The following is a 25,439-nucleotide window of genomic DNA, read 5'->3' as shown; positions in this document are numbered from 1 at the left end:
TAAAAAAAGGGGGGGATAGGCGTGAAAGAAAATGGTTACGATCTTATTATACGCAACGGGCAGATGGTTACCGAAGATGGAATATTTCAAGGGGACATCGCCGTGTACGAGCAAAAAATCGTTCAAATAGGATCGATACCGTCAGAGAGAAAAGCGAAGCTCGAGATTAATGCTTTCGGTCTGCATATTTTGCCTGGTTTGATTGATACTCATGTCCACCTTAATGAACCTGGCCGGACGGAATGGGAAGGTTTCTACACTGGATCTCGGAGTTTGGCTGCAGGGGGAGTAACGACTTTTTTTGATATGCCTCTTAACAGCAGTCCACCGACTACATCGACATACGGATTTGAAGTGAAAAAAGAAGCCGCCATGCAAAAATCGATTCTTGATTTTGGTCTTTGGGGAGGACTGGTTCCGGGAAATCTTGATTCCTTGGAACCTCTCAAAGATTTGGGTGTTATCGGATTCAAAGGTTTTATGTCAGATAGTGGCATTGATGAGTTTCTACCCGTAGATGATAGTACTTTATTGAAAGGAATGAAAAAAATAGCTGAGCTGGGTTCCATACTGGCTCTTCATGCCGAAAACGACGTCACGACGAAGCAACTTGCCAATTGGCATCAATCACAAGGGAACTTGACCGCGCGAGATTATGTGTCTTCCCGTCCCGTTATATCGGAAATCGAAGCAGTAAACCGGGCAGCAGCTTATGCACAATTGACGGGATGCAAATTGCATATCGTACACGTAAGCAGCGGGAAAGTGATCAAGTATGTTAGTGAAGCGAAAGAAAAAGGGATTGATATCACGGTTGAAACTTGCCCCCATTATCTGACTCTTACCATTGAAGATCTCGAACGACTCGGCGGCATCGCGAAATGTGCCCCACCTCTAAGAGAACGGGAGGATGTGGAATCGCTGTGGGAGGCTTTGAAGTCTGGTAAGATTGATATGATTGGTTCAGATCATTCTCCTTCTCCCCTTAAGATGAAAATCGCTTCGCCTAACAGTGATTTTTTTCGTTTATGGGGAGGTATATCGGGGGCGCAGACAACCTTAAATGTTTTGCTTGAGGAGGGGTATTGGCGGCGAGGAATCCCCTTGGAAGTCATTGTACGAGTTACGGCGACCAATCCTGCAAAACGGTTTGGTCTGTATCCTCGGAAAGGGACAATTGCCGTTGGAAGTGATGCTGACCTGACATTGGTCGATTTGCGATCTTCTTTTGTCCTAAAAAAATCCGATCTTTTGTATCGGCACCCGCAGAGTCCATATATTGGGAAAAAATTCAGAGGTAAGGTAACATATACCATTCTGAGAGGAAGAGTTGTTTTTCGGAGAGGCGATATAATGGATAACAATATCTCTGGACAAATGGTATAAATAAAGCTTTTGCTCTTCTATTAGGAGCTTTTCACGTTTTGGAAAAATTCCTCAACATAACTCGTGAATGGAAAATTCTTGATCCTTTTCTTTCATCGCTTAATGAATACGAAAAATGGTCTCTTTAGTATGGCCAAGCATGTATATAATCACTTTCGTTTTTCATTAAGATGATTCTACTTTAGTATCGAAATAAAAGGTTGTTTTTATAAACAGTTCGCGAATTCAATAGTGATGGATTTGAAGGTATAGGACTTTATTGTCCTATACCTTATTTTTGCTGAATGGTTCCATTTATTGGCCAAATGGACGATCATCCAATCCACTGGATTGGATCTAAAGCCATATTTTACCCAGTAGATGGCATGTATAGATACATTTTGTCTATACGAGCGTGATATGAGATATTACAACGGTTCCGTATAAAGGCGAGATTGAGCGGACCACTCTGATCCTCCTGATAATTCAATCATTCCGGTTTGTTCAAATGGAAGTGCGATATTAGGTGCGTTCACCATATTTGTTTGTGGTTCCGGGCAAAAAAATCCACTTTTTGCATCTTGATTAAACAGCATCCAAAAGCGAAATTCTGAACTTGTCTCATATATAAGAGAGATTTTTTCGCGTTGATCCGTTAACACCATTCGATTTTTTCCATCTTGGGCCACATAATGATGATCGAGTGGTTGATAGTACGGAGAAAAACCTTCTGTTGCGATTTTTTTCTCTTCTTTATTCAAAGGCAATAGATTTCCGGTTGGTAATGACCGTTCATTCAATTCTACTCGATCTTGTATGGTCAATTGCAACGTATAATCTTCTGCCGTGCTGTTTTTTGAAAAAGGCGCCTTAATGGATGTGTGGAAACCAATCATTAAAGGCATGGATTCTGAACCTTTATTAATGATTTTTACTTGTTGATTTAGTCCTTCTTTCGACAGAGTATATCGCAGATGCACTTTAAAGCGATGCGGGAAATAACGAAAAACTTCGGATTGCTCGTCTATACTTTGTACTAATTCTATAAAACATTCTCGATCTGTAGATCCATGTTTAAATACTTCCCAGACAGCACTGTGAAAAAAACCGTGTAAATGATTATTCTTTGACTTTTCATTAATAGGAAAATGATACACTTTACCCGAAAAGGTAAAAGTACCGTCTTCTAAACGATTAGGTGGAAACAATACTGGAATGCCATATAAAAAAGGCTTTTGTTGAAAATCTTCCATTTCATGAATGGACGGTTCGCGAATAAAGTCATAATCCTTTTCTACATTTCGAAACGCAATCAGGTTTGCTCCAAACTTCGGAAGAATAACCGCTTGATATGGATAACAATTTAATTCATAAGCGTACATTCCATTAAAACTGGTTTGTTTGACATCGTTTTTAGATACACTGTTCATATCCCGATTCTCCCCTATTCATTCATTGGTATGAAAAGTCTCTGAATCCATAAGAAATTGATGAATCATAAAAGAGGCTGCTCCCAAAGCGGTAGCATTTCGATTTAACTGGGAAATATAAATCTGATGACTTTGATGAACATATCTAGAAATTCTGGAGGAAATCGTACTTTGTATAGAATTTAACACAATAGGATTCGCTTCGATTAAATTGCTTCTTAAAACAACCGCTTCCGGATTAAAGGCATTGATAATATTGGTTAAACCGATTCCTAGATAATGTCCGAATGTTTCCAGCGCTTTTAACGCTTCCCCGTCATTTTCTTGAATCATTTTGCTCGCCTGTTCTAAAGTTACTTTTTCCATATTCTTTAATTGGGAAAGATTGTCGTAAAACGCTTTTTCTGATGCATACAGTTCCCAACATCCATAGTTTCCGCAGCCGCATTTTTTTCCATTGAAATCAATCGTCATATGCCCCATTTCACCGGAAAATCCGTCCGTTCCCCGATAAAGTTCATTGTTGACAATGATGCCGAGGCCAATTCCGGTTCCGATACTCACATAGATGCTGTTTGTGCAATGCTTGATGGAACCAAACAATTTCTCGCCGTAAGCCCCGGCGTTTGCTTCGTTATCAATCAGGACTGGACAATGAAAATGGTTTTCCAATACAGTTTTCAAATCAACATCTTTCCACTTAGAGTTCGGAGTAAATAACACCAATTGATCTTTATTCACGAATCCATGAACGCCAACCCCAATCCCGATTATGCCATACGGCGATTTTGGGGCTTTGCTGGCCACCAATTGGATTCTTTCTAATAGAATGGGTTTGACTGCTTCGATCGAATTGTCAGAGATCTCATAGTAATCGCAATAAATGACGTTTCCTTCCAAATCCGTTAATAAAGTTAAAATATAAGTGACTCCTAAATCGACTCCGATGGCATAACCTGCCTCTTTATTAAAAACAAGCAATACAGGTTTTCTCCCTCCGCTTGATGAGCCTGTACCTATCTCAGATACAAGATTTTTTTCAATTAACAATGCGGTTTGAGAAGAAATGGTCGCTTTGTTCAGATTGGTTATTTTGGATAATTTCGCTCTTGAAACTGGATAATGGTTGATGATGTTTTTTAATATAATTTTTTGATTGTGGACCTTTACAAAAGTTTGATCCGCTGTTTTCATGAACATCCTCTTTCTTAGTTTGTATAGTCAATAAACGAACTAAATTTTCATTTTTATCTTTTTCTAGACATTTTTATTGTATCGTATTTTTTATTCAAAAAAAATATTGAATTTTAAAAATGATGGTGCTAGTATGAAGGTGTACTTAGTTTATTGGTTAAACAAAGTACGCATCAATATATTTTTTTGATGTAATATGAATTCGCTTTCATTAACTAAAACATTCAATCGAGGAGGTAATTTAAATGACTTACTTTCCTAATGTCGGCAAAATCAGTTATTCCGGAAATTCATTAAAAAGTGATCTCTCATTTCGTTATTACAATCCCGACGAAGTCATTGCGGGGAAAACGATGAAAGATCATTTACGTTTCTCGGTTGCTTATTGGCACACTTTTACCCAAGATGGATCTGATCCATTTGGTTCGGGAACGATGATTCGTCCTTGGAATCATTTAAAAGGCATGGATTTAGCAAAAGCAAGAGTAGAAGCAGCTTTTGAATTTTTTGAAAAATTAGGCAACCCATATTTCTGCTTCCATGATCGCGACATCGCTCCTGAAGGGGATACGTTAAGAGAAACGAATAAAAATCTTGATGTGATCGTTTCCATGATAAAAGATTACATGAAAACTAGTAATGTAAAACTTCTATGGAACACTGCGAATATGTTTACAAATCCTAGATTTGTACATGGGGCTGCCTCTTCTTGTAACGCCGATGTTTTTGCTTATGCCGCTGCACAAGTGAAAAAAGCGCTTGAAATCGCCAAAGAATTAGGAGCGGAAAACTATGTGTTCTGGGGCGGTCGAGAAGGCTATGAATCATTGCTGAATACCGACATGAAATTTGAACAAGAGAATATGGCCAGATTCTTCCATATGGCGATTGATTATGCGAAAGAAATTGGTTTTGAAGGTCAATTTTTAATTGAACCTAAACCAAAAGAACCTACGAAACACCAATATGATTTTGATGCGGCCACTACGATCGCGTTCTTGAAAACGTATGATTTAGACAAAGACTTTAAATTGAATCTGGAAGCGAACCACGCCACATTAGCGGGACATACATTTGAACATGAAATTCGCGTAGCCAGAATCCACGGACTTCTTGGTTCATTGGATGCCAACCAAGGGGACCCGCTTCTTGGATGGGATACAGACGAATTTCCAACGGACTTGTATGCAACGACTCTTACGATGTATGAAGTTCTTAAAAATGGCGGTCTCGGAAAAGGCGGATTAAACTTCGATGCCAAGCCGCGTAGATCTTCCTTTATGCCTGATGATTTATTCTACTCTCATATCGCCGGAATGGACAGCTATGCTCTAGGTTTAAAAGTAGCGAATCGACTCATTGAAGATCGTGTTTTTGATGATTTCATCGAAGAACGCTACAGCAGTTATAAAGAAGGCATCGGCGCCGAAATTGTTTCCGGTAAAGCTGATTTTAAATCACTAGAAAACTATATTATTGATAAAAAAGAAATTGTCAATGAGTCTGGTAGAATAGAAAAATTAAAAACTACCTTGAATCAGTACATTGTTCAAGAAGCATATGCCGAAAATTTCGCTTAATGACTTTTGATGCTTCATCAATATGAATAAACAAAACAGGTATGAAGAGCGGCTGTCCCTTTTTCGAACAAGGTCATACCCTCTTGTGGACGCTTTTAAGAGACAGCCGTTCGTTTCACCTTTCTAATGAACAGCGAGGAGATTAAAGATGAAATATGTCATTGGTATTGATCTTGGAACAAGTTCTGTAAAAGTGCTGCTGGTCGACCAAAATGGGAAAGTGAAGCATTCGGTGTCAAAAGATTATCCGCTTATTCAACGACAACCTGGTTATAGTGAACAAGATCCTGAAGAATGGGTTCAAAAAACGATATTGGCGTTGAAACAACTGGTTGAGGAATCGAACGTGCATCCGGATGATATTGAAGGAATCAGTTATTCTGGACAAATGCACGGTCTCGTGCTGCTTGATGAACATGGCAATGTGATTCGAAATGCGATTTTATGGAACGATACAAGAACGACGTCGCAATGTAAGAAGATTGATCAGCAATTAGGCGGCAAATTGCTTGAAATCACCAAAAACCCTGCATTAGAAGGATTCACTTTGCCAAAATTGCTTTGGGTAAAAGAACAAGAACCTGAAAATTTAAGCAAAGCGAGCGTCTTTTTACTGCCAAAAGATTATCTGCGTTTTCGTATGACCGGACAATTAAACATGGATTATTCGGATGCTGCCGGCACTCTTATTTTGGATATTCTCAATAAGTCTTGGAGTACGGATATACTCCGCACGTTAGAAATTCCAATCAGCATTTGTCCGCCTTTAGTTGAAACAGAAGATTATGTAGGGAACCTGCTGTCTGAAGTGGCTGAAAAAACAGGCTTATCCCCCTCTACCAAAGTTTTTGCCGGTGGAGCTGACAACGCTTGTGGAGCCATCGGCGCTGGTATTTTGTCAGAGGGAAAAGCACTGTGCAGTATCGGAACATCCGGTGTTTTTCTATCCTATGAGAACGACAAAAATCGAAATTTTGGAGGAAAAGTACATTTTTTTAATCATGGGAAAAAAGATGCCTACTATACGATGGGCGTAACGCTTGCTGCAGGCTACAGTCTAAATTGGTTTAAGGAGACCTTTGCCGCAAATGAATCTTTTTCTCATTTATTGGAAGAAGCGTCTTTATCACCAATCGGTGCGAATGGTTTGATATTCACTCCTTATTTAGTGGGGGAACGGACCCCGTATGCAGATGCCAAAATAAGAGGAACATTTACAGGAATTGATGGTTCTCATCAAAAACGGGATTTTGTCCGAGCTGTTATAGAAGGGATCGTTTTCTCTATCAACGAAAGCGTTGAAATATTCCGTAATTATGGCAAGACGATCGATACGGTTGTCTCGATTGGCGGCGGCGCTAAAAGCGATTTGTGGCTGCAAATCCAAGCCGATGTATTTAATGCAAAAGTGGTGAAATTGCAAAACGAGCAAGGACCAGGCATGGGGGCTGCCATGATTGCCGCAGTCGGATTAGGTTGGTTTTCATCGCTTGAGGAATGTGCGGAGGCGTTTATTTCAACAGCTGAAATATATGAACCCAATCCTGAAAATGTTAAACGATATAAAGCGTTTTATCAAGTTTATAAAGATGTGTATCCACAAACCGTTGCGATCAATCATCAATTATTTGATCTTAGAGCCATGAAAAAGCGTCCATTTCCTTTGCTTTGACTATGTGAATGAACGAAATGAAAAAACAAACTGATCAGTGATGGGAGGGTCAATCGATGAAATTGAAAGTAAGCAATGGACTTATTTATTTCTTTGGTGCATTGGGCGGTCTATTATTTGGTTATGATACCGGGGTTATTTCAGGAGCTATTTTGTTTATCAAAAAAGATTTGAATCTTACCTCGTGGACTGAGGGGATCGTCGTCAGCTCCATTTTATTAGGCTGTATGATCGGAGCGGCTATCAGTGGAGGCTTGTCCGATCGATTAGGCCGTCGTAAAGTGGTGCTCATGGCTGCAACGATTTTTTGTATAGGAGCGTTAGGTACGGCTTTAGCGCCCAATACATCGGTATTGATCTTTTTCAGAATAGTGCTTGGTTTAGCTGTCGGAAGTGCTTCGACCCTTGTACCTATGTATCTTTCCGAAATGGCGCCTACCTCCATTCGCGGAGCCTTGTCTAGTTTGAACCAATTGATGATTATGACAGGTATTTTGCTCGCCTATATCGTAAACTATCTTTTCAGTTCCATAGAAGGATGGAGATGGATGCTCGGAGTCGCCTTCATCCCGGGGTTGCTGCTCTTAATCGGAATGTTCTTTTTACCGGAAAGTCCAAGATGGCTATTAAAACAAGGTCGTGAAAATGAAGCCCGCTCCATTTTAAATCACATGCGCAAAGGAAGAGGAGTCGAAGAAGAAATAGATGAAATTAAATTGGCCAACCAACTTGAACAGGAACAAGGCGGTTGGAAAGAAGTGAAAGAAAGATGGGTAAGACCTGCATTAATCGTCGGAATTGGTCTGGCTGTCTTCCAACAAATTATAGGATGTAATACGGTGCTATACTATGCTCCCACTACATTTACAAATGTTGGGCTTGGAGCGTCTGCCGCGATTCTAGGAACTGTCGGTATCGGGATTGTCAATGTCATCATTACGGCAATTGCTGTTATGATCATTGATAAAGTTGGGAGAAAACCGTTGCTCTTAATTGGAAATGCCGGTATGTCGATTTCTTTGTTTGTACTCGGTATTGTAAACGCTTTATCAGGGCCGACAGCTGCAGCAAGTTGGACCACTGTCATCTGTTTAGCAGTATACATCGCATTCTTCTCTCTTAGTTGGGGACCTGTTGTATGGGTAATGCTTTCAGAAATTTTTCCTTTGAGCATTCGAGGAATTGGTATGGGAATTGGAAGTGTTGCTAACTGGCTATCCAACTTGATTGTTTCTTTAACATTCCCTAAACTCATTGAACAATTTGGCATCAGCACAATGTTTATAGTCTACGGTATTATGGGCGTTCTTGCTTTCCTATTTGTAAGCACAAAAGTTTCAGAAACGAAAGGAAAAAGTCTTGAACAAATTGAGCTGGAACTTAGACAAAAAACTAATAAGGAAAAACATGCAGATTGGTCACAAACCGTAAATAAATAACAGACTTTGATCGAGTTCGCACTAGAATTCAATCAAAACACTATTAAATAAGAATTTATGATGAAGGAACTTTAGATGAAAGACGTGTTCATTTTTGCAAGACTGACAATTCATCGAAAAATCAAGATACAAAAAAGCTGGAATTTTGATCTTGTTTTTTGACTAGTGCATTGACAATTTCGGTTGTAAACGATTCACAGGGAAGGCCTCTTTTTGGGTGTGGCAGCTTCATTCTACAAGAAAAGGTCTTCCTTTTTTATGGATCTATTTACACAAAATATACTCGTTCATCCATGCAAGATTTTTTGTTTATGCTGTCATATCGTTGTTAAGCGTCCTTTTGCTGCCGATATCTTACATTGCTTCGGGATATTTAGCCAAATTTATAGGGATCTGAAAAGTGATTGTATTAGTCGGTTTAATTGAACTTTTGGATGGCGTCTACGCCTTGCTGTTCAGTGATTTAGCGAAAAGGAAAAATACTGCCGATCATAAAATGAATATGTCGATTGGATGATATTATTCATTTTTGCATTACATTCATTTAGAAAAAATTTTTAAACAGTGACCGACTGGCTATTTAAGATAGGATGCATGGTGATTATTTAATGACAAATCAACTATGGCAAGAAAAAATAAACTATGGGGGAAATCCTATTTTTTTAAGTTACATTACATATAAAAGGCAACGATTGGAGAAAATGATGAATAAGTACGAAGGGAGGATATGATTTTGGAGCAGGGAAAACAGGGCAGGCTAACTTCCGGAGAAATATCGCATCTATGGAGTCAATATTTGAACGATAGTGCAAGTATTTGCATGCTAACTTATTTTTTAGAAAAGGTCGAGGACGCGGATATAAAACCAATTATCGAGCATGCGTTGCAATTATCCAAAGATCATATTCAAAAGATTGCTACTATTTTTATAAATGAAAAGAATGTGATTCCTCATGGCTTTAAACTAGAAGAGGATGTTGATTTAAATGCTCCTAGATTGTATTCAGATATCTTTATATTACAATTTATACATCAGATGGCTAAGATAGGACTTATTTCTTATTCCATCAGTTTGTCTGTAGCTGTAAGGCCTGACGTTACAAACTTCTATAGCGATTGCCTCACTGAGTCGCAGAATTTATATAAAACGGCAAAGGATGTACTGCTTTCAAAAGGGCTATACATAAAGGCTCCTTATCTGCCTGAATTGGATCATGTTGAATTTGTGAAAAAGCAAGGCTTTATTTTAGATTTCTTTGGTGAAAAAAGGCCATTAACTGCATTGGAAATAGCAAATCTATATGCAAACTTTCAAAGAAATGCATTGGGAAAAGCGACGCTTGATGGATTCAGTCAAGTGGCCAAGTCTAAAGTTGCCACACAATTTTTTCAAAGAGGTGTAGAAATTTCAAAAAAGCATATTCAATTATTTAGGGAAAAATTAGAAGAAAGCGATCTTTCCGTACCGATCACTTGGGATTCAGAAATTACAGAAAGTACAGCTCACACTTTTTCGGAAAAACTCATGATGTTTTATACAACTTCTTTGATTTCTTTGAGTGTTGGGTACTATGGTTTTAGTGTTGCTTCTAGTCCTAGAATCGATATTGGAATTCTTTATAACAGAGTCATATTGGAAATACAGAAATATGCTGAAGACGGGGCCAATATCATGATAAAAAATAGATGGATGGAACAGCCTCCTATGGCGCCTGACCGAAAAGAACTGGCCAAGAAAAATGCCCAATCATAGGGGAGCGGAAAGCTCCTCTTTTTTGATTTTATCAGAGGGTAAGACAGGAGCGGTTTTTTATTTGAATGACCTGCCAATGTACACCTTTATTGATGTTTCAGGAGGTCTTCGAATTTTTAAGACCATTCTGACTGTTTTTAGAATATGCCCATCAAAGTTATCGTCAAATTCAGAAACTATTTCAAATCCTTTCGCTTTATAGAAGTTTGTTCCGATTTGGTTGTCTTTTTCTACGTCAACGAAAACCGCTTTTGCTCCCGCTAAATTTTTGATTCCCTCTTTTAACAATGCAGTTCCAATTCCTTTACCTTGATATTCCGGAAGTAGATAAATTGCTAGCAGTTCAGTCGTTCCATTTTCTTTTACCGGGGAAAAGTTTGCGAAACCTACAACTTTGCCGTTAGCTTCTGAAACGAATATAAAAGACTGCTCTAAACGTCTAAGCATCATTTCGTCATGATAGGCGGAACGTAAGAAACTTTCCTGAATTTTATGGGGGATGATACCTTCATAGGTATCATCCCAGCTTCTTTTGGCAACTTGTTGTATGTCTTCTTTTTCCATTTTGCGAATGATCCATTTCATTTCTATCACCTTTCATTTATTATTTCATTACAATATTTTTAAAAGAGATGGAACAACTAGATTGAAATCATTTTATGAAGCTTTCCGATCGTTCCTCTTATCATATCTCGATCAACCGCTGTTTCTGGTTGTAAACACCGTATTTCATCCGTGAATACGCAGAAAAAAGCCACCCCTCAATCACCCTTTTCAAACTACTTTCCAATCGGTTTGCTTCTGTTCACCAAAAAACACCGTGAAGTGTGTATTTCTTTTTTCGGTCTACCAGAAAGATTGGATAGAATCCTTTCCGATCGTTCTTCCTTCTGTTTAGCCCTGTTAGAAAAACAACTTTTCGCTATTAAACCTATTAAATACTCCATTCGCTAACGTTTGTTTTTAAGATACCATATACCTGCACGAAGAGGAGCACTTTTCTTGAAATTTCTTACAAAGTGATAGGCAGGTTAAAAGCCGTCAAGGAGAGAACTTGACGGCTTTATTTTTCAAATACTGTTTAGTCATTTGAAGACGGCCATTTTACTTTATTCGGTTAATGTTTTTTGGGGAAAGTGTTGATCACAACAATGAGCTGAATGGATACAATTCCTTAACAATCTCTTAATAAACGGGTCAAGTGTATTAGACAAATCTTTTTATAAATCATAATTTATAGAAAGCGTAATGGCTGATGAATTCCCATGGATGACTTAAAACGCCCAACTTCAGAAAGACAAAATCGAAGATGTCTTGACAAACTTTACACAAGATGGACGATATAGCAATCCCATGAAGATTCATTTTGATTTTATAGGAGGGATATAGTGGAGAAGACTTTCATTGAACCATGGGAAGTGAATGAAACCACTCATGAGTTTTTTGTACCTGACTATATTAACAAGTTGGCAGATAAAGTTTTAAAGCATTATGATTTTTCGGTAAAAAGCATGCAGGTCGTGACAACGAAACCTGATAAAGGGGGATGTATTTGGAAGATTGAAACGAGCAAGGGACCGAAAAGCTTAAAGCTGTTGCACAGAAGACCAACCAGGAGTTTATTTAGCTTGGGAGCTCAAGAATATTTAGTTGATGTTCGGCATGCCAGAGTACCGCCCATTGTCAAGACGAAAGATGGAGCCAATTATGTCGAGGCGGGAGGAAAGCTATGGTTCGTCGCAGAGTGGATTGAGTCGTTAACACCTGTTACAAAAGATTTAGAGGGAGCCAAATTGCTTTGTTCCGCACTAGGTGAATTTCATCGATTAAGTAAAGGCTATGTCCCCCCGCGCCAAGCAGAAACATCTTCAAGATTGCACAAATGGCGAAGCAATTATGAAAACGTCATTATGAAAATGGATTGGTTTCGAAACATTGCTAAAGCTTATAAAGAGCTTCCCGCAAGTTCGTATTTATTAGACGTGGTAGATGAATTTGAAAAGCAAGCTCGAAGAAGTCTGGAAAGACTGGATCAATCTAAGTATTATGAATTAATCAAACATGGCAATTCCCATTGGGGCTTAGTTCATCAGGATTATGGCTGGTCTAATGGCCAAATGGGCAAGAACGGGATGTGGATTATCGACCTTGATGGTGTTGCCTATGATCTCCCGATTCGTGATTTAAGAAAGCTGATTTCGGGAACCATGGCGGACTTATATAAATGGGATGCAAAGTGGATAAGAGAGATGATTAAAGCTTATCATGAATCAAATCCCATCTCTCCTGAATTATATGAGATTCTTATGATTGATTTATCACTTCCGAATGAATTCTATAAAAATATAAAAGAAGTTGTGTATGAACCTGAATTGTTTCTAAATGAACAAACTGTACAATTAATGAAAACCATTATCGAAACGGATAAGACTAAATGGCCGGTCTTGGAGGAAATTCAAAATGATTGGAAGAGAGTGAAATGACATGAAAATTTTGATGATCTGTACGGAAAAGCTCCCTGTGCCTCCCGTACGAGGAGGAGCGATTCAAACTTATATTTCCGGTGTTCTTCCACATTTAAGCAAGCATCATGATATTACCGTTTTAGGGACTGATGATCCTTCTCTTCCTGATCAAGAAACTGTAGACGGCATTCATTATGTACGTGTACCGGGAAAAATCTTCGAAATATATCGAGAAGGTGTGATTCGATATATTGAATCAAACTCATTCGACCTTATCCACATTTTTAACCGTCCACGCCTTGTCATTCCTGTCCGTAAGGCCGCTCCTCATTCTAAGATAACCTTAAGCATGCACAATGATATGTTCAATGCGGAAAAAATCGATTCAGAAGAAGCAACCGCAGCTTTGGAAGAAGTTTCTGGTATTGTAACGGTCAGTGATTATGTTGGGAATGTCATACGTCAACTTTATCCACAAGCATCGTCAAAGATTCGCACGATTTATTCCGGAGTAGATATCGAGAGATTTTTACCCGGAAGTCATCCAAAGATGCAAAAAAAACGCAAGGAAATTCGAAAAGCGAATGGTTTAGAGGGCAAAACGGTGCTTTTATTCGCCGGAAGGCTTTCGCGCAATAAAGGGGTCGATAAATTAGTTAGAGCCTTGCCTGAACTTTCAAGAAAATTCAAAGATTTAGCTCTCGTTATTGTAGGCAGCAATTGGTTTAGCCAAAATAACATAACCGATTATGTGGCTTACGTACGAGCATTAGCCAAAAAGCTGCCAGTGCCGGTTATAACAACAGGCTTTGTGGCACCGGATGAAATACAGAATTGGTTTGCTGCAGCTGATTTATTTGTATGTACTTCGCAATGGCAAGAACCGCTAGCTCGGGTGCATTATGAAGCAATGGCAGCAGGACTTCCGATCGTCACAACCGCACGGGGCGGCAACCCGGAAGTCATTCATTCAGGAGAAAATGGTCTTGTTGTAGAAAACCCGGAAGATCCCAAAGATTTCGTAGCAAAAATCTCCCAAATTTTATCTGACAAATCTTTAATGAAAAAAATGGGAGAAAGAGGAAGAGAACTGGCTGTTTCCCAGTATCAATGGGATCGGGTGGCATCCGAGATACTGGAGGTTTGGAGTCAAGCAAATCATGCGATTCCAACTTCAGACACTGAACAAGAAAATACAGAAAAAACGAGTGCAAATGAAGTGAAACATAAAAAGGATAAAGAATCGGAATATGAAGCGAAACATAAAAAGGATAAAAAATCGGAACCTGAAGATAAGATTAAATACACCATATTGGATGTGGATGGAGAAACCGTCAGAAAAAGCATATGGTATTCCAAGCACTATAAACGCAGCCATGATAATAGGCATACACGCAGACGCCATAAAAGAAGTTCCCACAGCTATAGTAATAGGCGTACACACAGGCGCAAAAAAAGACGCGGACGAGGAGACAGTACGAGCCGAAGACGCAGAGACAGTTAAAACGGCATATGGTTTCCCAAAACTTATGATGGCTGGAAAGAAGCATTATTCGTTTCTATCACTGTTTGTGGATAGTTGACTTACCAAAAGGCAATAAGCAGCTATAAATAATTGAGATACTGAGCAAATCTTTAAATACGTTTTGATATTTAAAATATATAAATCAATAAGTTAGGACTATCAAAAATAAAGATTTGTTTTAGAGAAGAGGTCAGGTTGATGATTCGGAAAGCGATAATACCAGCAGCAGGGCTGGGGACAAGGTTTCTTCCTGCAACAAAGGCATTGCCAAAAGAAATGCTTCCTATTGTGGATAAACCAACCATTCAATATATTGTCGAAGAGGCAATAGCTTCTGGAATAGAGGATATTATTGTCATAAGCGGACGCAGCAAACGTTCGATTGAAGATCACTTTGATAAATCGTATGAGCTAGAAGAAACTCTTTTTAAGAAAAACAAACAAATGTTGCTGAAAGAAGTACAAAAGATTTCAAACATGGCTAATATTCATTATATTCGCCAAAAGGAACCAAAAGGACTTGGCCATGCCATATACTGTGCGAAAAGTTTTGTTGGAAATGAGCCATTTGCTGTATTGCTAGGCGATGACATCGTCGACTCTTCGAAGCCTTGTTTAAAACAATTGATGGAAGTTTATGATCGTTATCATTCCTCCATCGTAGGCGTTCAGCCAGTAGACGAAGATGATGTTTCAAAATACGGAATTATAAAACCAAAAGGAAATGAGATCGAAGAAAATATCTTCAATATTGAAACGCTAGTAGAAAAACCAAAAAAAGATGAAGCTCCTTCCCGATTTGCTATTATGGGTCGGTATATTTTAAGACCGGAGATTTTTGATATTTTGAAAGAGTTGCCGCCGGATTCCAATGGTGAAATTCAATTAACAGATGCCATTAAAATCATGAATCAATCGCAGACAGTATTAGCCTATCAATTTCAAGGTAAGCGCTATGATATCGGGAGCAAGGCCGGGTTTATACGTGCGACGATTGATTTTGCTTTACAGCGACCAGACTTGCAAGAAGACATATTAAAGTATCTGAAAGAAGTGATTGCCCCCAAAAATTTAAACAGTTAGAACAAAGGTCGGTATGAAGGACATGGGGCGATCTTAAAAAGTTTGAACACTTCGATTGACAAGCAGCTAATGAGTATAGTGGAACAGTTTTCACTTAGTCAGAGTGGATACTTTGATCATTAATTTGGAAATGGGTATCATCTCTATCATTAGACATAAAACTGCCGAGTGCAAGATCTTTCGCTAAAAATGGGAGTCAGCCGTATAAAATAAATGATCGAGTTCGTTGCTTTGTGTAAGAGTACGCTTATCTTTTGTCATAACGATTCACTTACATTCCATTCTGTCCAGTTTGATTTCGTGGGTACATGGATATATACCCATTAGCTATATAACCACAGATTGCCCCATTTTGAAGAAAAATAAAAGAATCGAGGTGAATCTTATGAATATAGCCGTTATTGGGGCAGGATATGTCGGAACTACAACCAGTGTAGCGTTTGCCAATTATGGACACAAGGTATATGTCATAGAGAATGACCAAGAAAAATTAAAAAAGTTAAAAAAGTCCATTCTCCCTTTTTATGAAGAGGGAATGGAGGAACTGTTAAAAAAACTTATTGCCGGCGGAAATCTTTTGTTTTTCCAAAATATAGAGGAAGTTATCGATCAAGTCGAAATTTTATTTATTACCGTCGGCACACCTTCCTTACCGAACGGAGAAGCGGATTTATCTTATGTAGAGGAAGCGGCACGACAGATTGGAAAGTTGATGAATGAATATAAAGCAATTGTCATTAAGAGTACCGTTCCAATCGGGACCGGTGATAAAATTCATAAAATCATAAAAGCTGAACTGAAAAAAAGAAACAAAGAAATTTCTTTTGATCTCATTTCGAACCCGGAATTTTTACGAGAAGGAAAAGCATTGCAAGATGCTCTGTATCCTGAGCGAATTGTGATTGGCTGTGAAACGGAGAAAGCCGAAAAGGTCATGAAAGATTTGTATAAAGAGATCAACTCACCCGTTGTGTTTACAACGATCAAAGATGCTGAAATGATCAAGTATGCCTCAAACGCGTTTTTAGCGACTAAAATTTCGTTCATCAATGAGTTGGCGCGACTTTGCGATAAAATTGGGGCCAATGTGATTCAAGTGGCAAAAGGAATGGGGTTAGACAGCAGGATTGGTCCTCATTTTCTCCAGGCAGGAATCGGGTATGGCGGATCTTGTTTTCCGAAAGACATAAAAGCATTGCTAGCATTGGCTTCTGCAAAGAAAACTCCTTTACAAATACTTCAGGCCGTATCAGATGTGAACCAAACCCAAGCACTATGGTTTATGGAAAAAGTAGAAAAAGCGCTGGGCTCGCTGTCAGGAAAGCGCATTGCGGTTTTAGGCCTTACGTTTAAACCTCAAACGGACGATATAAGAGAAGCATCCTCACTAAAAATTATACAATACCTCATCGAAAATCATTCCTACATTTCGGCATTTGATCCACAAGGAACAGAACATGTAAAAAAGATATATCCTAACGTTCATTATACTCAAACCCCATTTGAAGCTTTAAAAGGAGCAGACGCGGTATTAATTGTAACGGAGTGGAAAGAAATCGTAGAAATAGACTGGAAAAAAGCAAAAAACGTTTTATCCCAACCATACGTATTCGACGGAAGAAATTGCCTGAACTCATCTGCATTGAAGAAATTAGGCTACCATTATGAAGGAGTAGGTACGCCTAGTTTTGATGTTTGAAAATGGCTCCGTTGAAAGATGAAAAATCTGGGCTTTATGGCGAAAAGCGCTTAGCTATATACCTTTCATCATATCCGCATCGGGGAAGGAGGTCCAAGAGGTGCAGAAGAATTCGAAATCTATTCTGGTTACTGGCTGTGCGGGCTTCATCGGGTTCCACTTGACGAAACGTTTGTTAGATGAAGGTTTTTATGTAATCGGGATAGACAATATGAATGATTATTACGATACAAGCTTAAAATATGACAGATTAAAAATGATCATGAAGCATCCTCGTTTTCAATTCGTCAAAGGCTCAATTGAGAACACGGAATTACTGGAAAATCTTTTCTATCAGCACGATTTTGATACTGTGGTCAATTTAGCCGCACAACCTGGTGTACGATACAGCTTGAAAAATCCACATAAGTATATCCAATCGAATATTGTTGGTTTTGCCAATATATTAGAATGCTGCAAAAAACATAAAATCCCTCATCTCATATATGCATCATCGAGTTCCGTCTATGGAAATAACAAGAAGATACCGTTCTCTGTAACCGATCGTGTCGACAACCCGATTAGTTTATATGCAGCAACTAAAAAAGCGAATGAGTTAATGGCTTATACGTATAGCCATTTGTATCATCTCCCTACAACAGGGTTGCGCTTTTTTACTGTCTACGGCCCTTGGGGGAGACCCGACATGGCTTTATTTAAATTTGCAAATGCCATTGTAAAACAGCAGCAAATCGAAATTTATAACTACGGAAATATGAAAAGAGACTTTACCTATATTGAAGATATTACGGAATCCATTTTACGTTTAATCAATAAAGGGCCTTCTCCGGAATCTCCTTATAAAATTTATAACATAGGAAATAACCAACCCGTACAACTAAATGATTTTATTCAAGTACTGGAAAAACATTTAGGAAAGAAGGCAATCAAAAAGCTTTTGCCTATACAGCCCGGCGATGTTCCAGAAACATTTGCGGATATTGATGAATTAGTAAAGGATATCGACTATAAACCCCAAGTATCTATTGAGGAAGGAATCGAAAAGTTTGTCGAGTGGTTTAAAGATTATTATAAAATTAGCGAGTAGGTTAATAAAAGTAGAATTTAAGAGCTAAAAACTGCAGAAAAGAATCATTCTGCAGTTTTTCTTTGACCATCTTATTTCAATTGTCCAGAAAGGTTGAATAGCAAACAGCGGAAAAAACGGTTTACTATTTTTTAAACTTTTCGGTTAATTCGTTATTTAAATAACTCAGATCTTCCGCCATTTGAGCGATCTGATGGGACGCTTTTGCAATCTCCCCGAAAGTTTGTTGAAAGTCTTCGATAAATGAAGCTAATCGATCGATTTTTTCCCCGCTGGATTTTACACTTGCAGCTTCGTCTTCAAACACTTGGATGATGCTTTCGTTCGCTTGACGGAATGCACTCGTTTCCTCGACGATACGCTGAAAAGCCGCTTCAAATTTTTGAATCGTTTGTTGAACGATATCGATATGATTCTGAATATAATCGAGAGACTGTTCCGTTTGCATGGCTAGCTTGCGCACTTCATTGGCGACGACTGAAAACCCTTTTCCATGTTCGCCGGCGCGTGCGGCTTCAATATTTGCATTTAGGGATAAAATATTCGTCTGGTTGGAGATGTCTCTAATCGTGGTAACAATTCCATCGATTTTTTTTGAGCTGTCGGCTAGTTCAGTGGTGAGAGCTTTTGTTCCTTCAATTAATTGTGCAATGTTATCAAGTTTCGTTAATGTTTGGGCTACGTCTAATTTTCCGCTTTCTATTTTTGCGATCATTTCGCTTGACTGCGTTTGAATGGCGTTTATTTCATCGAACATTTCTTTGACGTATTTTTCCCGATCCGCGATAGAAGCAGTGGTTTCTTCAGCGTTGGAGGCAAGCATTGTAGACGACTCCGTTAGGCGATATTGGACTTTTTCGATTTCACTAAACTTCATCATGGAAGACGTGTACGCTTCAATATATGTCATTATGGCTATTTGTATATCGAACCAACACAGTTTCATGAAAGAGAGGTATACGTCTGTTGCTTTATGCGGCGGCAGTTCTTGCATCAGCATTCGCAGCACTTCGTTTTGAATGAAGGCATAAGCCCCGAGATACCATTCAGGGAATAGGTTGATACGATTATGAACTTGTCCGATCACTTTCCGTCGCAATACGTATTGTTCGCCAACTTCCCCCGACACCATGTCCAATAAATAGGCACGAAACGTTTGCTTTAAACGGTCAATCGTCGAATAGCTTTGGATAATTTGTACTAAGTTAGGCATGCTGCCGATGCGGTCGTAAAAAGCATCGACAATTTTGGATATGTGTTTCTCTAAAAGAGGACGGATATTAACTAAACGCTGCAAATCTTCAACGGTGAGTCCGACGAAAGACACTAGATTTTTATAATTTCCTTCAATAAGCTGTCGATAGTGCTCTTCGATGGAAGGGGATGACGGTGAAATGGACGAAGAAACGGATGAAACGCTCGGGATATGTTTCTCTTTTTTCCAAAATAGCTGAAAAGTCCCTGTTTCATTTTGTATAAGCCGACATAAGAGATATTTTGACATATAGTTTCCTCCAAAATCATCATTTTCCAAACAAATTATACATTGCCGGATGCGTGTACAGAATAAATGGATAGATGATTCACAAAAATTTAGAAAATTTAAGAAGGTATAGTAAAAAAGTATTATATAATGAGGATGATTAAGGAGGATTTTGTATAAAATGGAGGATTTATGGAATGGAAAGAATACAAGTAACAAGCAAGGAACGATTGCAACAATTGCGCTATACAGGGGTGACGGAAGAAAGGTTGCAATACGTCTATGAATATAGAAATATATTACTCACACTTGTTGATCCAATCGTCGACGAATTATATGAAGAAATATCAAGGATCGATTCCTTGCGAGAGTTCATTCAACGCCATTCAACGTTAGAAAGACTAAAAACCACACAAAAACGGTATTTGCAGCAATGTTTCGAAGCGACCATTGACGATCGTTATATTCAAGCGCGATATAACATAGGACGGGCTCACTCTGAAATTGGACTTCATTTGGAGTGGTATTTAGCCACGTACACAAAATATATAGATATTATTTACTTCCTATTAAATACTTACATACTGTAACGGGGTGAAACATAGGTGATATTCAAAAGAACACAGCAAGAAAACTCTTATTTTCATTTTGAAAATGGGAAAGGGGATATCAGTATCGCAAAAGGCAGTGAAATTGAAAAGCAATTAATCATGATCGACCTGACAGAAAAAGATTTATATATTATTCATGCAATACAGCCATTCGTAATCGAAAAAATAGACTTTATTGTTGACAGATTTTACAAAAACTTGGAAAATGAACCTTCGCTATTGAAAATTATTAATGATTACAGTTCAATAGAGAGATTAAAAAAGACACTAAGACAACATATTATTGAAATGTTTAATGGAAGAATAGATGAGTCTTTTATCGACAAAAGGATTAAAATTGCGCATATGCATGTAAAAATAGGTCTTCAAACGAAATGGTATATGTGTGCTTTTCAAGATCTATTGTTAGCCCTAATAGATATTATCCAACAAAACATTATAGATAAGGAAGAGTGTTTTCTAGCTATAAGAGCCGTCTCAAAAATTTTAAATCTAGAACAACAGTTAGTATTAGAGGCATACGATGCTGAATCAGAAAGATTAAAGGAAGCGGCTGAGGAACAAAAAAGGTCAGCACGTCATAACGTTGCAAGTGCTTCGCAAAATCTAGCCGCCATCTCAGAGCAAACAAATGCTTCTTTCCAACAATTAATCTCGCAATCAAATGAAATCGTTTCACTTGCAAAAAACGGAACTCAGCTGTCTTTGATCGCAAAAGAACGCGCCGAAAAAGGAAAAGAACATATGCAAAAACAGGCATTCATCATGTCTAACATTTATAGTGAGGTTGATGATATATCCAATGATGTCCAAGTATTATTAGAAATATCGAAACAAATGCAAGAAATAGTTGGTATTGTGACTGGCATTGCTGACCAAACCAACTTATTATCGCTAAATGCGACGATAGAGGCCGCAAGAGCAGGAGAATCGGGTCGCGGTTTTGCTGTTGTGGCTGGCGAAGTTCGAAAATTGTCCGAGCAAACAAAGAACTCTGTTTCAAAAGTATCGTCTCTAATTCAAAATACTCAAAAACAAGTGGAGGAACTTAACAATTCGCTTGAAAAAATAAAAACAGAAGTGAATAATGGCAATCAAAACATGAATGAAACAGAGGAACACTTTGAACAAATTTTAGATACGATGGTTGAAACAATGCGACAAAACAATAATATAGAGACGGAATTGGTTTCCTTTGTAAACGTGATAGATGAATTAGGGAAAGCGTTTGAAGAAGTGTCTCTCTCCGCAGATAGATTAAATATGATTACACAAGAAATGAGTTAATATTTGAAAGAAAGAGATCAAAATTTTACGAAATAGTCTATGAAGATTTTTGAATTTAGGAGAAATTGTAATTATAACTGTATTTCTTTATAATCAAGTTTTTTCCTTTACAAAGAGATTGTACTTGTTGTAAATCGACATGGAATAGGGAGCGAAAAGCTGCCTATATGCAAGAATCGAGCGATGTGCCGTTGGTACGTTGTCTCGGTTCTTATTTGTTTGAAGGTAAGGCAGATGCACATCGTATAGTAAAAAAACTGTCAAAAAGGCTGATTATACAGTTAGTGAAGCGATTCAGAAGGTAGGAATCATTCACCTGTGTCTGTTCTGATGGATACTCAGTGATTTAAAAATCTCGAATCAACACTAGATGGTTGAATTCATTGAATAGCAACATATATTTTGTCGTCGACCCCTAATAGCGCACAAAACCCAGAGGATCGACGACAGTTTCTTTTACTCTTTCCTTCTTACAGCCATCAGCTATTCTCTCTATTGACGGAATTTTCGAAATGGAGTATCCTGAACTTGCCCTGCTTTGAAAATTGTTAATGTATCAATGCATTTTGGGGTTTTTATTTTAACTATGAGGAATTGAAACTCACAGCAATGATCGAGAATCCGATAAGCGGTTTAACCGTTTTTATTTTAACTATGAGGAATTGAAACAAGCTGAAATCAACCCAAGCAGGAATCCAGAAGAAGTGTTTTTATTTTAACTATGAGGAATTGAAACTATCCTTCACAATACGGCAGGATTTCTGCCTCCTCGTTTTTATTTTAACTATGAGGAATTGAAACCGCCGACAACGCCTTTCGCTGCATTTTCGATTCCTTGTTTTTATTTTAACTATGAGGAATTGAAACTCCTTTGCCACGCTAGATTTCAATATACCTTCCACAGTTTTTATTTTAACTATGAGGAATTGAAACGGGGGTGCAAAATTTGAAATTCGAGCTCCGTTTTCGTTTTTATTTTAACTATGAGGAATTGAAACTATTGTAAAATGTTTAAATAATGGTGAATGCCCTGTTGTTTTTATTTTAACTATGAGGAATTGAAACAACTACTGTCGTTCTTGCGGAATGAAACATACGAAGTTTTTATTTTAACTGTAAGCGTCAAATCTTGGACACCTTCTTGATGTGCTAATTTCATGAGATAATCTCCTCAAGATGAAATTGAAGGAGGTTTTTTTATGCCTAAGAATCCTGAATTACGAAAGGTTTGGGAACAACGAATCGCTGACTATCGTAAAAGCGGTCAAACTCAAGTAAACTGGTGCAAGGAAAATCAATGGAGTATTCACCAGTTTAAATACTGGTTAAGAAAAATTGAAAATCCAATAAAAAATCAAGGAAAGTCTACAAAATGGGCATCCGTTACCCTAGAAGATCATTCACAAACAGTTGAAAATTCATTACGGATTGAAATTAGTGGGATTTCAATTGAAGTAAAACCTGGTTTCGATCCGGCCTTTCTTTCAGAAGTGGTTAGGACGTTGAAATCAACATGTTAGTTGGTACAAGAGCTGAACGAGTTTACTTGGCAAAAGGAAGTACTGATTTGAGAAAATCCATTGATGGATTAGCTGCTTTGGTGAAAGAGGGATTTGATTTAGATCCCTTTTCATCAAGCTATTTTGTGTTCTGTAATCGAAAGCGAGATAAATTAAAAATTCTTCACTGGGACTATAATGGTTTTTGGCTTTATTATCGTCGATTGGAAAAAGGAAAATTTCAATGGCCAAATGAAAATGACACTGGAACGATACAAATTAGTTATCGGCAATTACGCTGGTTATTGGATGGCCTTGCAATGGAGCAAAAGAAAGCACACCCAGAAGTAAAGGCTAGAACAGTTATATGAATTTTTTACTTTTAACAAAAACCTTGGAGGAAAATAGCTAAAACCGTCGAATTATTACTACATGATGAAAAATTTAAAGAATCCTACCCAAAACCCATTTGAATTAATTGAAAAACTTCAACAGCAAATCGTTGAATTGACGGCGAAATTACGATGGTATGAAGAACAGTATCGTCTTAGTCAAAAACGAAAATTTGGCTCTTCAAGCGAAAAAACAAATCCTAATCAATTAGAACTACCTTTATTCAATGAAGCAGAGGTAGAGTCTAATGTAAAAGCCGAAGAGCCAACTGTTGAAACAATTACATATCGTCGTAAAAAGAAACGTGGTCAACGTCAAGCTACGTTTGAAAACCTGCCTATGGAAACGATTGAATATCGTTTACCCGAAGAAGAGCAGGTCTGTTCGTGTTGCGGTGAAAAAACACACGAAATGAGCACAGAAGTACGACAAGAATTAGTGATTATTCCGGCTCAAGTCAAAGTTTTAAAACACGTTCGATATGTCTATGGATGCCGTCATTGTGAGCGTAATGAAATAGAGACACCAATCGTTACAGCACCTGCCCCAAAATCTGTGTATCCAAAAAGTTTAGCTTCACCGTCAAGCATGGCATATATTATGAATCAAAAATATGTAGAGGGGCTACCTCTATATCGCCAAGAACAACAGTTCAAACGATTAGGTGTGATCTTATCCAGGCAAACCATGGCCAATTGGATGCTTTATGGTGCCGAAAAATGGCTTGCGCCAATTTATCAACGAATGAAAGAGCATCTCCTCTCTAAAGACATTCTACATGCGGATGAAACAACTGTTCAGGTTTTACATGAACCTGGAAGGTCAAGTACATCGAAATCTTACATGTGGCTTTATCGGACTGGAAGAGAGGATCCACCACTTGTCCTTTATGACTATCAGGAAACTAGAGCAGGAGAACATGCCAAAGAATTCCTAAAAGGGTTTAAAGGATACCTGCATGTCGATGGATATGCAGGATACCATAAGGTATCCGGCGTAACATTAGTTGGATGTTGGGCTCATGCCCGCAGAAAGTTCGATGAGGCTTTAAACGTACTTCCTGAATCCAAACGTCATTCAGCAGTCACAGTTCGGGAAGGACTCAATTTCTGTAATCAGCTATTTGCCATCGAGCGTGATTTGAAAGAATGTACACCAGAAGAACGATATAAAAAACGACTTAAACACAGCCAACCATTGTTGGAGGCTTTTTCAGCATGGCTAAAAACAGAGAAAAGCAATGTTTTACCAAAGAGTCTATTAGGTCAAGCCATTACATACTGCCTCAACCAATGGGAAAAACTCGTGGCATTTTTAGAGGATGGACGTTTAGAAATCGATAATAATCGAAGTGAACGATCCATTAAACCATTTGTGATCGGTAGGAAGAACTGGATTTTTAGCAATACTCCGAAAGGAGCTAAGGCCAGCTCAATCATTTACAGTATTGTGGAGACAGCAAAAGAGAATAAATTAAATCCATTTTATTATCTTCGCTACTTATTTGAAAGGCTTCCCAATATGGATATAAGCAATATGGATGAGCTTGATCAACTACTTCCTTGGTCCAAAACAATTCCTTTGAATTGTCGGGTTTTTAATAACTTATCACAATAATAGTATTTAATCCCTATCATTAAAAGGTGGGGATTATTTTACGCTTACTTTTAACTATGAGGAATTGAAACTCATGACGATCATAAAAGCCATTTTGAAACTCTTTAGTTTTTATTTTAACTATGAGGAATTGAAACATTTCACCAGTATCCGTTGTTTCTACTCGAACATCTGTTTTTATTTTAACTATGAGGAATTGAAACCTCCTTATTAACTCATATGATCGCGCATGTTACTGGCGTTTTTATTTTAACTAT

General features: G+C 38.1%; 19 protein-coding genes, 1 pseudogene and 1 CRISPR repeat array. Of the genes and pseudogenes, 16 read left to right on the top strand and 4 right to left on the bottom strand.

The window, feature by feature from the left end:
- Positions 1-21 precede the first annotated feature (21 nt).
- The gene (locus BSM4216_RS08795) at positions 22-1,386 is read left to right on the top strand and encodes an allantoinase (RefSeq protein WP_082142298.1); all 1,365 of its coding nucleotides are present in this window, start codon (positions 22-24) and stop codon (positions 1,384-1,386) included.
- A 407-nt stretch (positions 1,387-1,793) separates the two neighbouring features.
- On the opposite strand, the gene BSM4216_RS08790 is transcribed toward BSM4216_RS08795, so the two are convergent.
- A complete protein-coding gene (locus tag BSM4216_RS08790) occupies positions 1,794-2,795 on the bottom strand; it encodes an aldose 1-epimerase (RefSeq protein ID WP_048623464.1) in 1,002 nt (333 codons plus the stop codon).
- A gap of 18 nt (positions 2,796-2,813) precedes the next feature.
- Entirely contained in the window at positions 2,814-3,989 is a 1,176-nt protein-coding gene (locus tag BSM4216_RS08785) for an ROK family protein (protein WP_048623463.1), read from the bottom strand.
- Between the two features lie 245 nt (positions 3,990-4,234).
- Here BSM4216_RS08785 and xylA point away from each other — a divergent pair, with 245 nt between their 5' ends.
- From xylA to BSM4216_RS08765, 4 genes are all read left to right on the top strand, one after another.
- On the top strand, positions 4,235-5,569 hold the full coding sequence (gene xylA, locus BSM4216_RS08780) for a xylose isomerase (RefSeq protein ID WP_048623462.1): 1,335 nt from the start codon (positions 4,235-4,237) through the stop codon (positions 5,567-5,569).
- A 148-nt stretch (positions 5,570-5,717) separates the two neighbouring features.
- On the top strand, positions 5,718-7,241 hold the full coding sequence (xylB, locus tag BSM4216_RS08775; protein ID WP_048623461.1) for a xylulokinase: 1,524 nt from the start codon (positions 5,718-5,720) through the stop codon (positions 7,239-7,241).
- Between the two features lie 56 nt (positions 7,242-7,297).
- Positions 7,298-8,680, top strand: coding sequence for a sugar porter family MFS transporter (locus tag BSM4216_RS08770; protein ID WP_048623460.1), 1,383 nt, complete (start codon positions 7,298-7,300; stop codon positions 8,678-8,680).
- 727 nt (positions 8,681-9,407) lie between these two features.
- Complete coding sequence (locus BSM4216_RS08765; protein ID WP_048623459.1) at positions 9,408-10,433, top strand: DUF3231 family protein; 1,026 nt, start codon at positions 9,408-9,410, stop codon at positions 10,431-10,433.
- 57 nt (positions 10,434-10,490) lie between these two features.
- On the opposite strand, the gene BSM4216_RS08760 is transcribed toward BSM4216_RS08765, so the two are convergent.
- Positions 10,491-11,018, bottom strand: coding sequence for a GNAT family N-acetyltransferase (locus tag BSM4216_RS08760; RefSeq protein WP_048623458.1), 528 nt, complete (start codon positions 11,016-11,018; stop codon positions 10,491-10,493).
- An 803-nt stretch (positions 11,019-11,821) separates the two neighbouring features.
- Between BSM4216_RS08760 and BSM4216_RS08755 the strand changes: the two genes are divergently transcribed.
- From BSM4216_RS08755 to BSM4216_RS08735, 5 genes are all read left to right on the top strand, one after another.
- Positions 11,822-12,916 (top strand): CotS family spore coat protein, encoded by a 1,095-nt coding sequence (locus tag BSM4216_RS08755; protein WP_048623457.1) that lies wholly within the window; start codon positions 11,822-11,824, stop codon positions 12,914-12,916.
- Position 12,917: 1 nt separating this feature from the next.
- On the top strand, positions 12,918-14,402 hold the full coding sequence (locus BSM4216_RS08750; RefSeq protein ID WP_048623456.1) for a glycosyltransferase family 4 protein: 1,485 nt from the start codon (positions 12,918-12,920) through the stop codon (positions 14,400-14,402).
- Between the two features lie 216 nt (positions 14,403-14,618).
- A complete protein-coding gene (gene galU, locus BSM4216_RS08745; protein WP_048623455.1) occupies positions 14,619-15,506 on the top strand; it encodes a UTP--glucose-1-phosphate uridylyltransferase GalU in 888 nt (295 codons plus the stop codon).
- A gap of 352 nt (positions 15,507-15,858) precedes the next feature.
- Positions 15,859-17,205 (top strand): UDP-glucose dehydrogenase family protein, encoded by a 1,347-nt coding sequence (locus BSM4216_RS08740; RefSeq protein ID WP_255287958.1) that lies wholly within the window; start codon positions 15,859-15,861, stop codon positions 17,203-17,205.
- A gap of 100 nt (positions 17,206-17,305) precedes the next feature.
- Positions 17,306-18,292: an NAD-dependent epimerase gene (locus tag BSM4216_RS08735; protein ID WP_048623453.1), complete on the top strand. Its 987-nt coding sequence runs from the start codon at positions 17,306-17,308 to the stop codon at positions 18,290-18,292.
- A gap of 124 nt (positions 18,293-18,416) precedes the next feature.
- Here BSM4216_RS08735 and BSM4216_RS08730 read toward each other — a convergent pair whose 3' ends face one another.
- Positions 18,417-19,796: a globin-coupled sensor protein gene (locus BSM4216_RS08730; RefSeq protein ID WP_048623452.1), complete on the bottom strand. Its 1,380-nt coding sequence runs from the start codon at positions 19,794-19,796 to the stop codon at positions 18,417-18,419.
- 176 nt (positions 19,797-19,972) lie between these two features.
- Between BSM4216_RS08730 and BSM4216_RS08725 the strand changes: the two genes are divergently transcribed.
- From BSM4216_RS08725 to tnpC, 6 genes and pseudogenes are all read left to right on the top strand, one after another.
- On the top strand, positions 19,973-20,365 hold the full coding sequence (locus BSM4216_RS08725) for a protoglobin domain-containing protein (RefSeq protein ID WP_048623451.1): 393 nt from the start codon (positions 19,973-19,975) through the stop codon (positions 20,363-20,365).
- Between the two features lie 120 nt (positions 20,366-20,485).
- Positions 20,486-20,911 (top strand): annotated as a pseudogene (locus BSM4216_RS17335) (protoglobin domain-containing protein); the annotation flags it as partial.
- Positions 20,912-21,130: 219 nt separating this feature from the next.
- A complete protein-coding gene (locus BSM4216_RS17330; RefSeq protein WP_371836625.1) occupies positions 21,131-21,673 on the top strand; it encodes a methyl-accepting chemotaxis protein in 543 nt (180 codons plus the stop codon).
- A 571-nt stretch (positions 21,674-22,244) separates the two neighbouring features.
- Positions 22,245-22,738: a CRISPR direct-repeat array (repeat unit 30 nt; unit sequence GTTTTTATTTTAACTATGAGGAATTGAAAC).
- A 134-nt stretch (positions 22,739-22,872) separates the two neighbouring features.
- Positions 22,873-23,193: an IS66 family insertion sequence element accessory protein TnpA gene (tnpA, locus tag BSM4216_RS08715; protein WP_003352856.1), complete on the top strand. Its 321-nt coding sequence runs from the start codon at positions 22,873-22,875 to the stop codon at positions 23,191-23,193.
- Positions 23,187-23,543: an IS66 family insertion sequence element accessory protein TnpB gene (tnpB, locus tag BSM4216_RS08710; RefSeq protein WP_003352857.1), complete on the top strand. Its 357-nt coding sequence runs from the start codon at positions 23,187-23,189 to the stop codon at positions 23,541-23,543. The genes tnpA and tnpB overlap by 7 nt, the downstream gene beginning before the upstream one ends.
- Positions 23,544-23,604: 61 nt before the next feature.
- Positions 23,605-25,182, top strand: a complete 1,578-nt coding sequence (gene tnpC, locus BSM4216_RS08705) for an IS66 family transposase (protein WP_048623352.1) — start codon at positions 23,605-23,607, stop codon at positions 25,180-25,182.
- The last annotated feature ends 257 nt before the right edge of the window (positions 25,183-25,439 follow it).

Origin of the sequence: Bacillus smithii (genome assembly GCF_001050115.1) — a bacterium.
Lineage (GTDB): Bacteria > Bacillota > Bacilli > Bacillales > DSM-4216 > Bacillus_O > Bacillus_O smithii.
Note: the sequence above shows the minus strand (reverse complement) of the source record. Positions and strands in the feature narration are given on the sequence as shown.

Excerpts from the sequence above, each read along its gene's own strand:
- BSM4216_RS08790 (WP_048623464.1), bottom strand. The coding sequence starts at position 2,795 with ATGAACAGTGTATCTAAAAACGATGTCAAACAAACCAGTTTTAATGGA.
- BSM4216_RS08785 (WP_048623463.1), bottom strand. The coding sequence starts at position 3,989 with ATGAAAACAGCGGATCAAACTTTTGTAAAGGTCCACAATCAAAAAATT.
- xylA (WP_048623462.1), top strand. The coding sequence starts at position 4,235 with ATGACTTACTTTCCTAATGTCGGCAAAATCAGTTATTCCGGAAATTCA.
- xylB (WP_048623461.1), top strand. The coding sequence starts at position 5,718 with ATGAAATATGTCATTGGTATTGATCTTGGAACAAGTTCTGTAAAAGTG.
- BSM4216_RS08770 (WP_048623460.1), top strand. The coding sequence starts at position 7,298 with ATGAAATTGAAAGTAAGCAATGGACTTATTTATTTCTTTGGTGCATTG.
- BSM4216_RS08765 (WP_048623459.1), top strand. The coding sequence starts at position 9,408 with ATGATTTTGGAGCAGGGAAAACAGGGCAGGCTAACTTCCGGAGAAATA.
- BSM4216_RS08760 (WP_048623458.1), bottom strand. The coding sequence starts at position 11,018 with ATGAAATGGATCATTCGCAAAATGGAAAAAGAAGACATACAACAAGTT.
- BSM4216_RS08750 (WP_048623456.1), top strand. The coding sequence starts at position 12,918 with ATGAAAATTTTGATGATCTGTACGGAAAAGCTCCCTGTGCCTCCCGTA.
- BSM4216_RS08730 (WP_048623452.1), bottom strand. The coding sequence starts at position 19,796 with ATGTCAAAATATCTCTTATGTCGGCTTATACAAAATGAAACAGGGACT.
- BSM4216_RS08725 (WP_048623451.1), top strand. The coding sequence starts at position 19,973 with ATGGAAAGAATACAAGTAACAAGCAAGGAACGATTGCAACAATTGCGC.
- BSM4216_RS17330 (WP_371836625.1), top strand. The coding sequence starts at position 21,131 with ATGCAAAAACAGGCATTCATCATGTCTAACATTTATAGTGAGGTTGAT.
- tnpA (WP_003352856.1), top strand. The coding sequence starts at position 22,873 with ATGCCTAAGAATCCTGAATTACGAAAGGTTTGGGAACAACGAATCGCT.
- tnpB (WP_003352857.1), top strand. The coding sequence starts at position 23,187 with ATGTTAGTTGGTACAAGAGCTGAACGAGTTTACTTGGCAAAAGGAAGT.
- tnpC (WP_048623352.1), top strand. The coding sequence starts at position 23,605 with ATGATGAAAAATTTAAAGAATCCTACCCAAAACCCATTTGAATTAATT.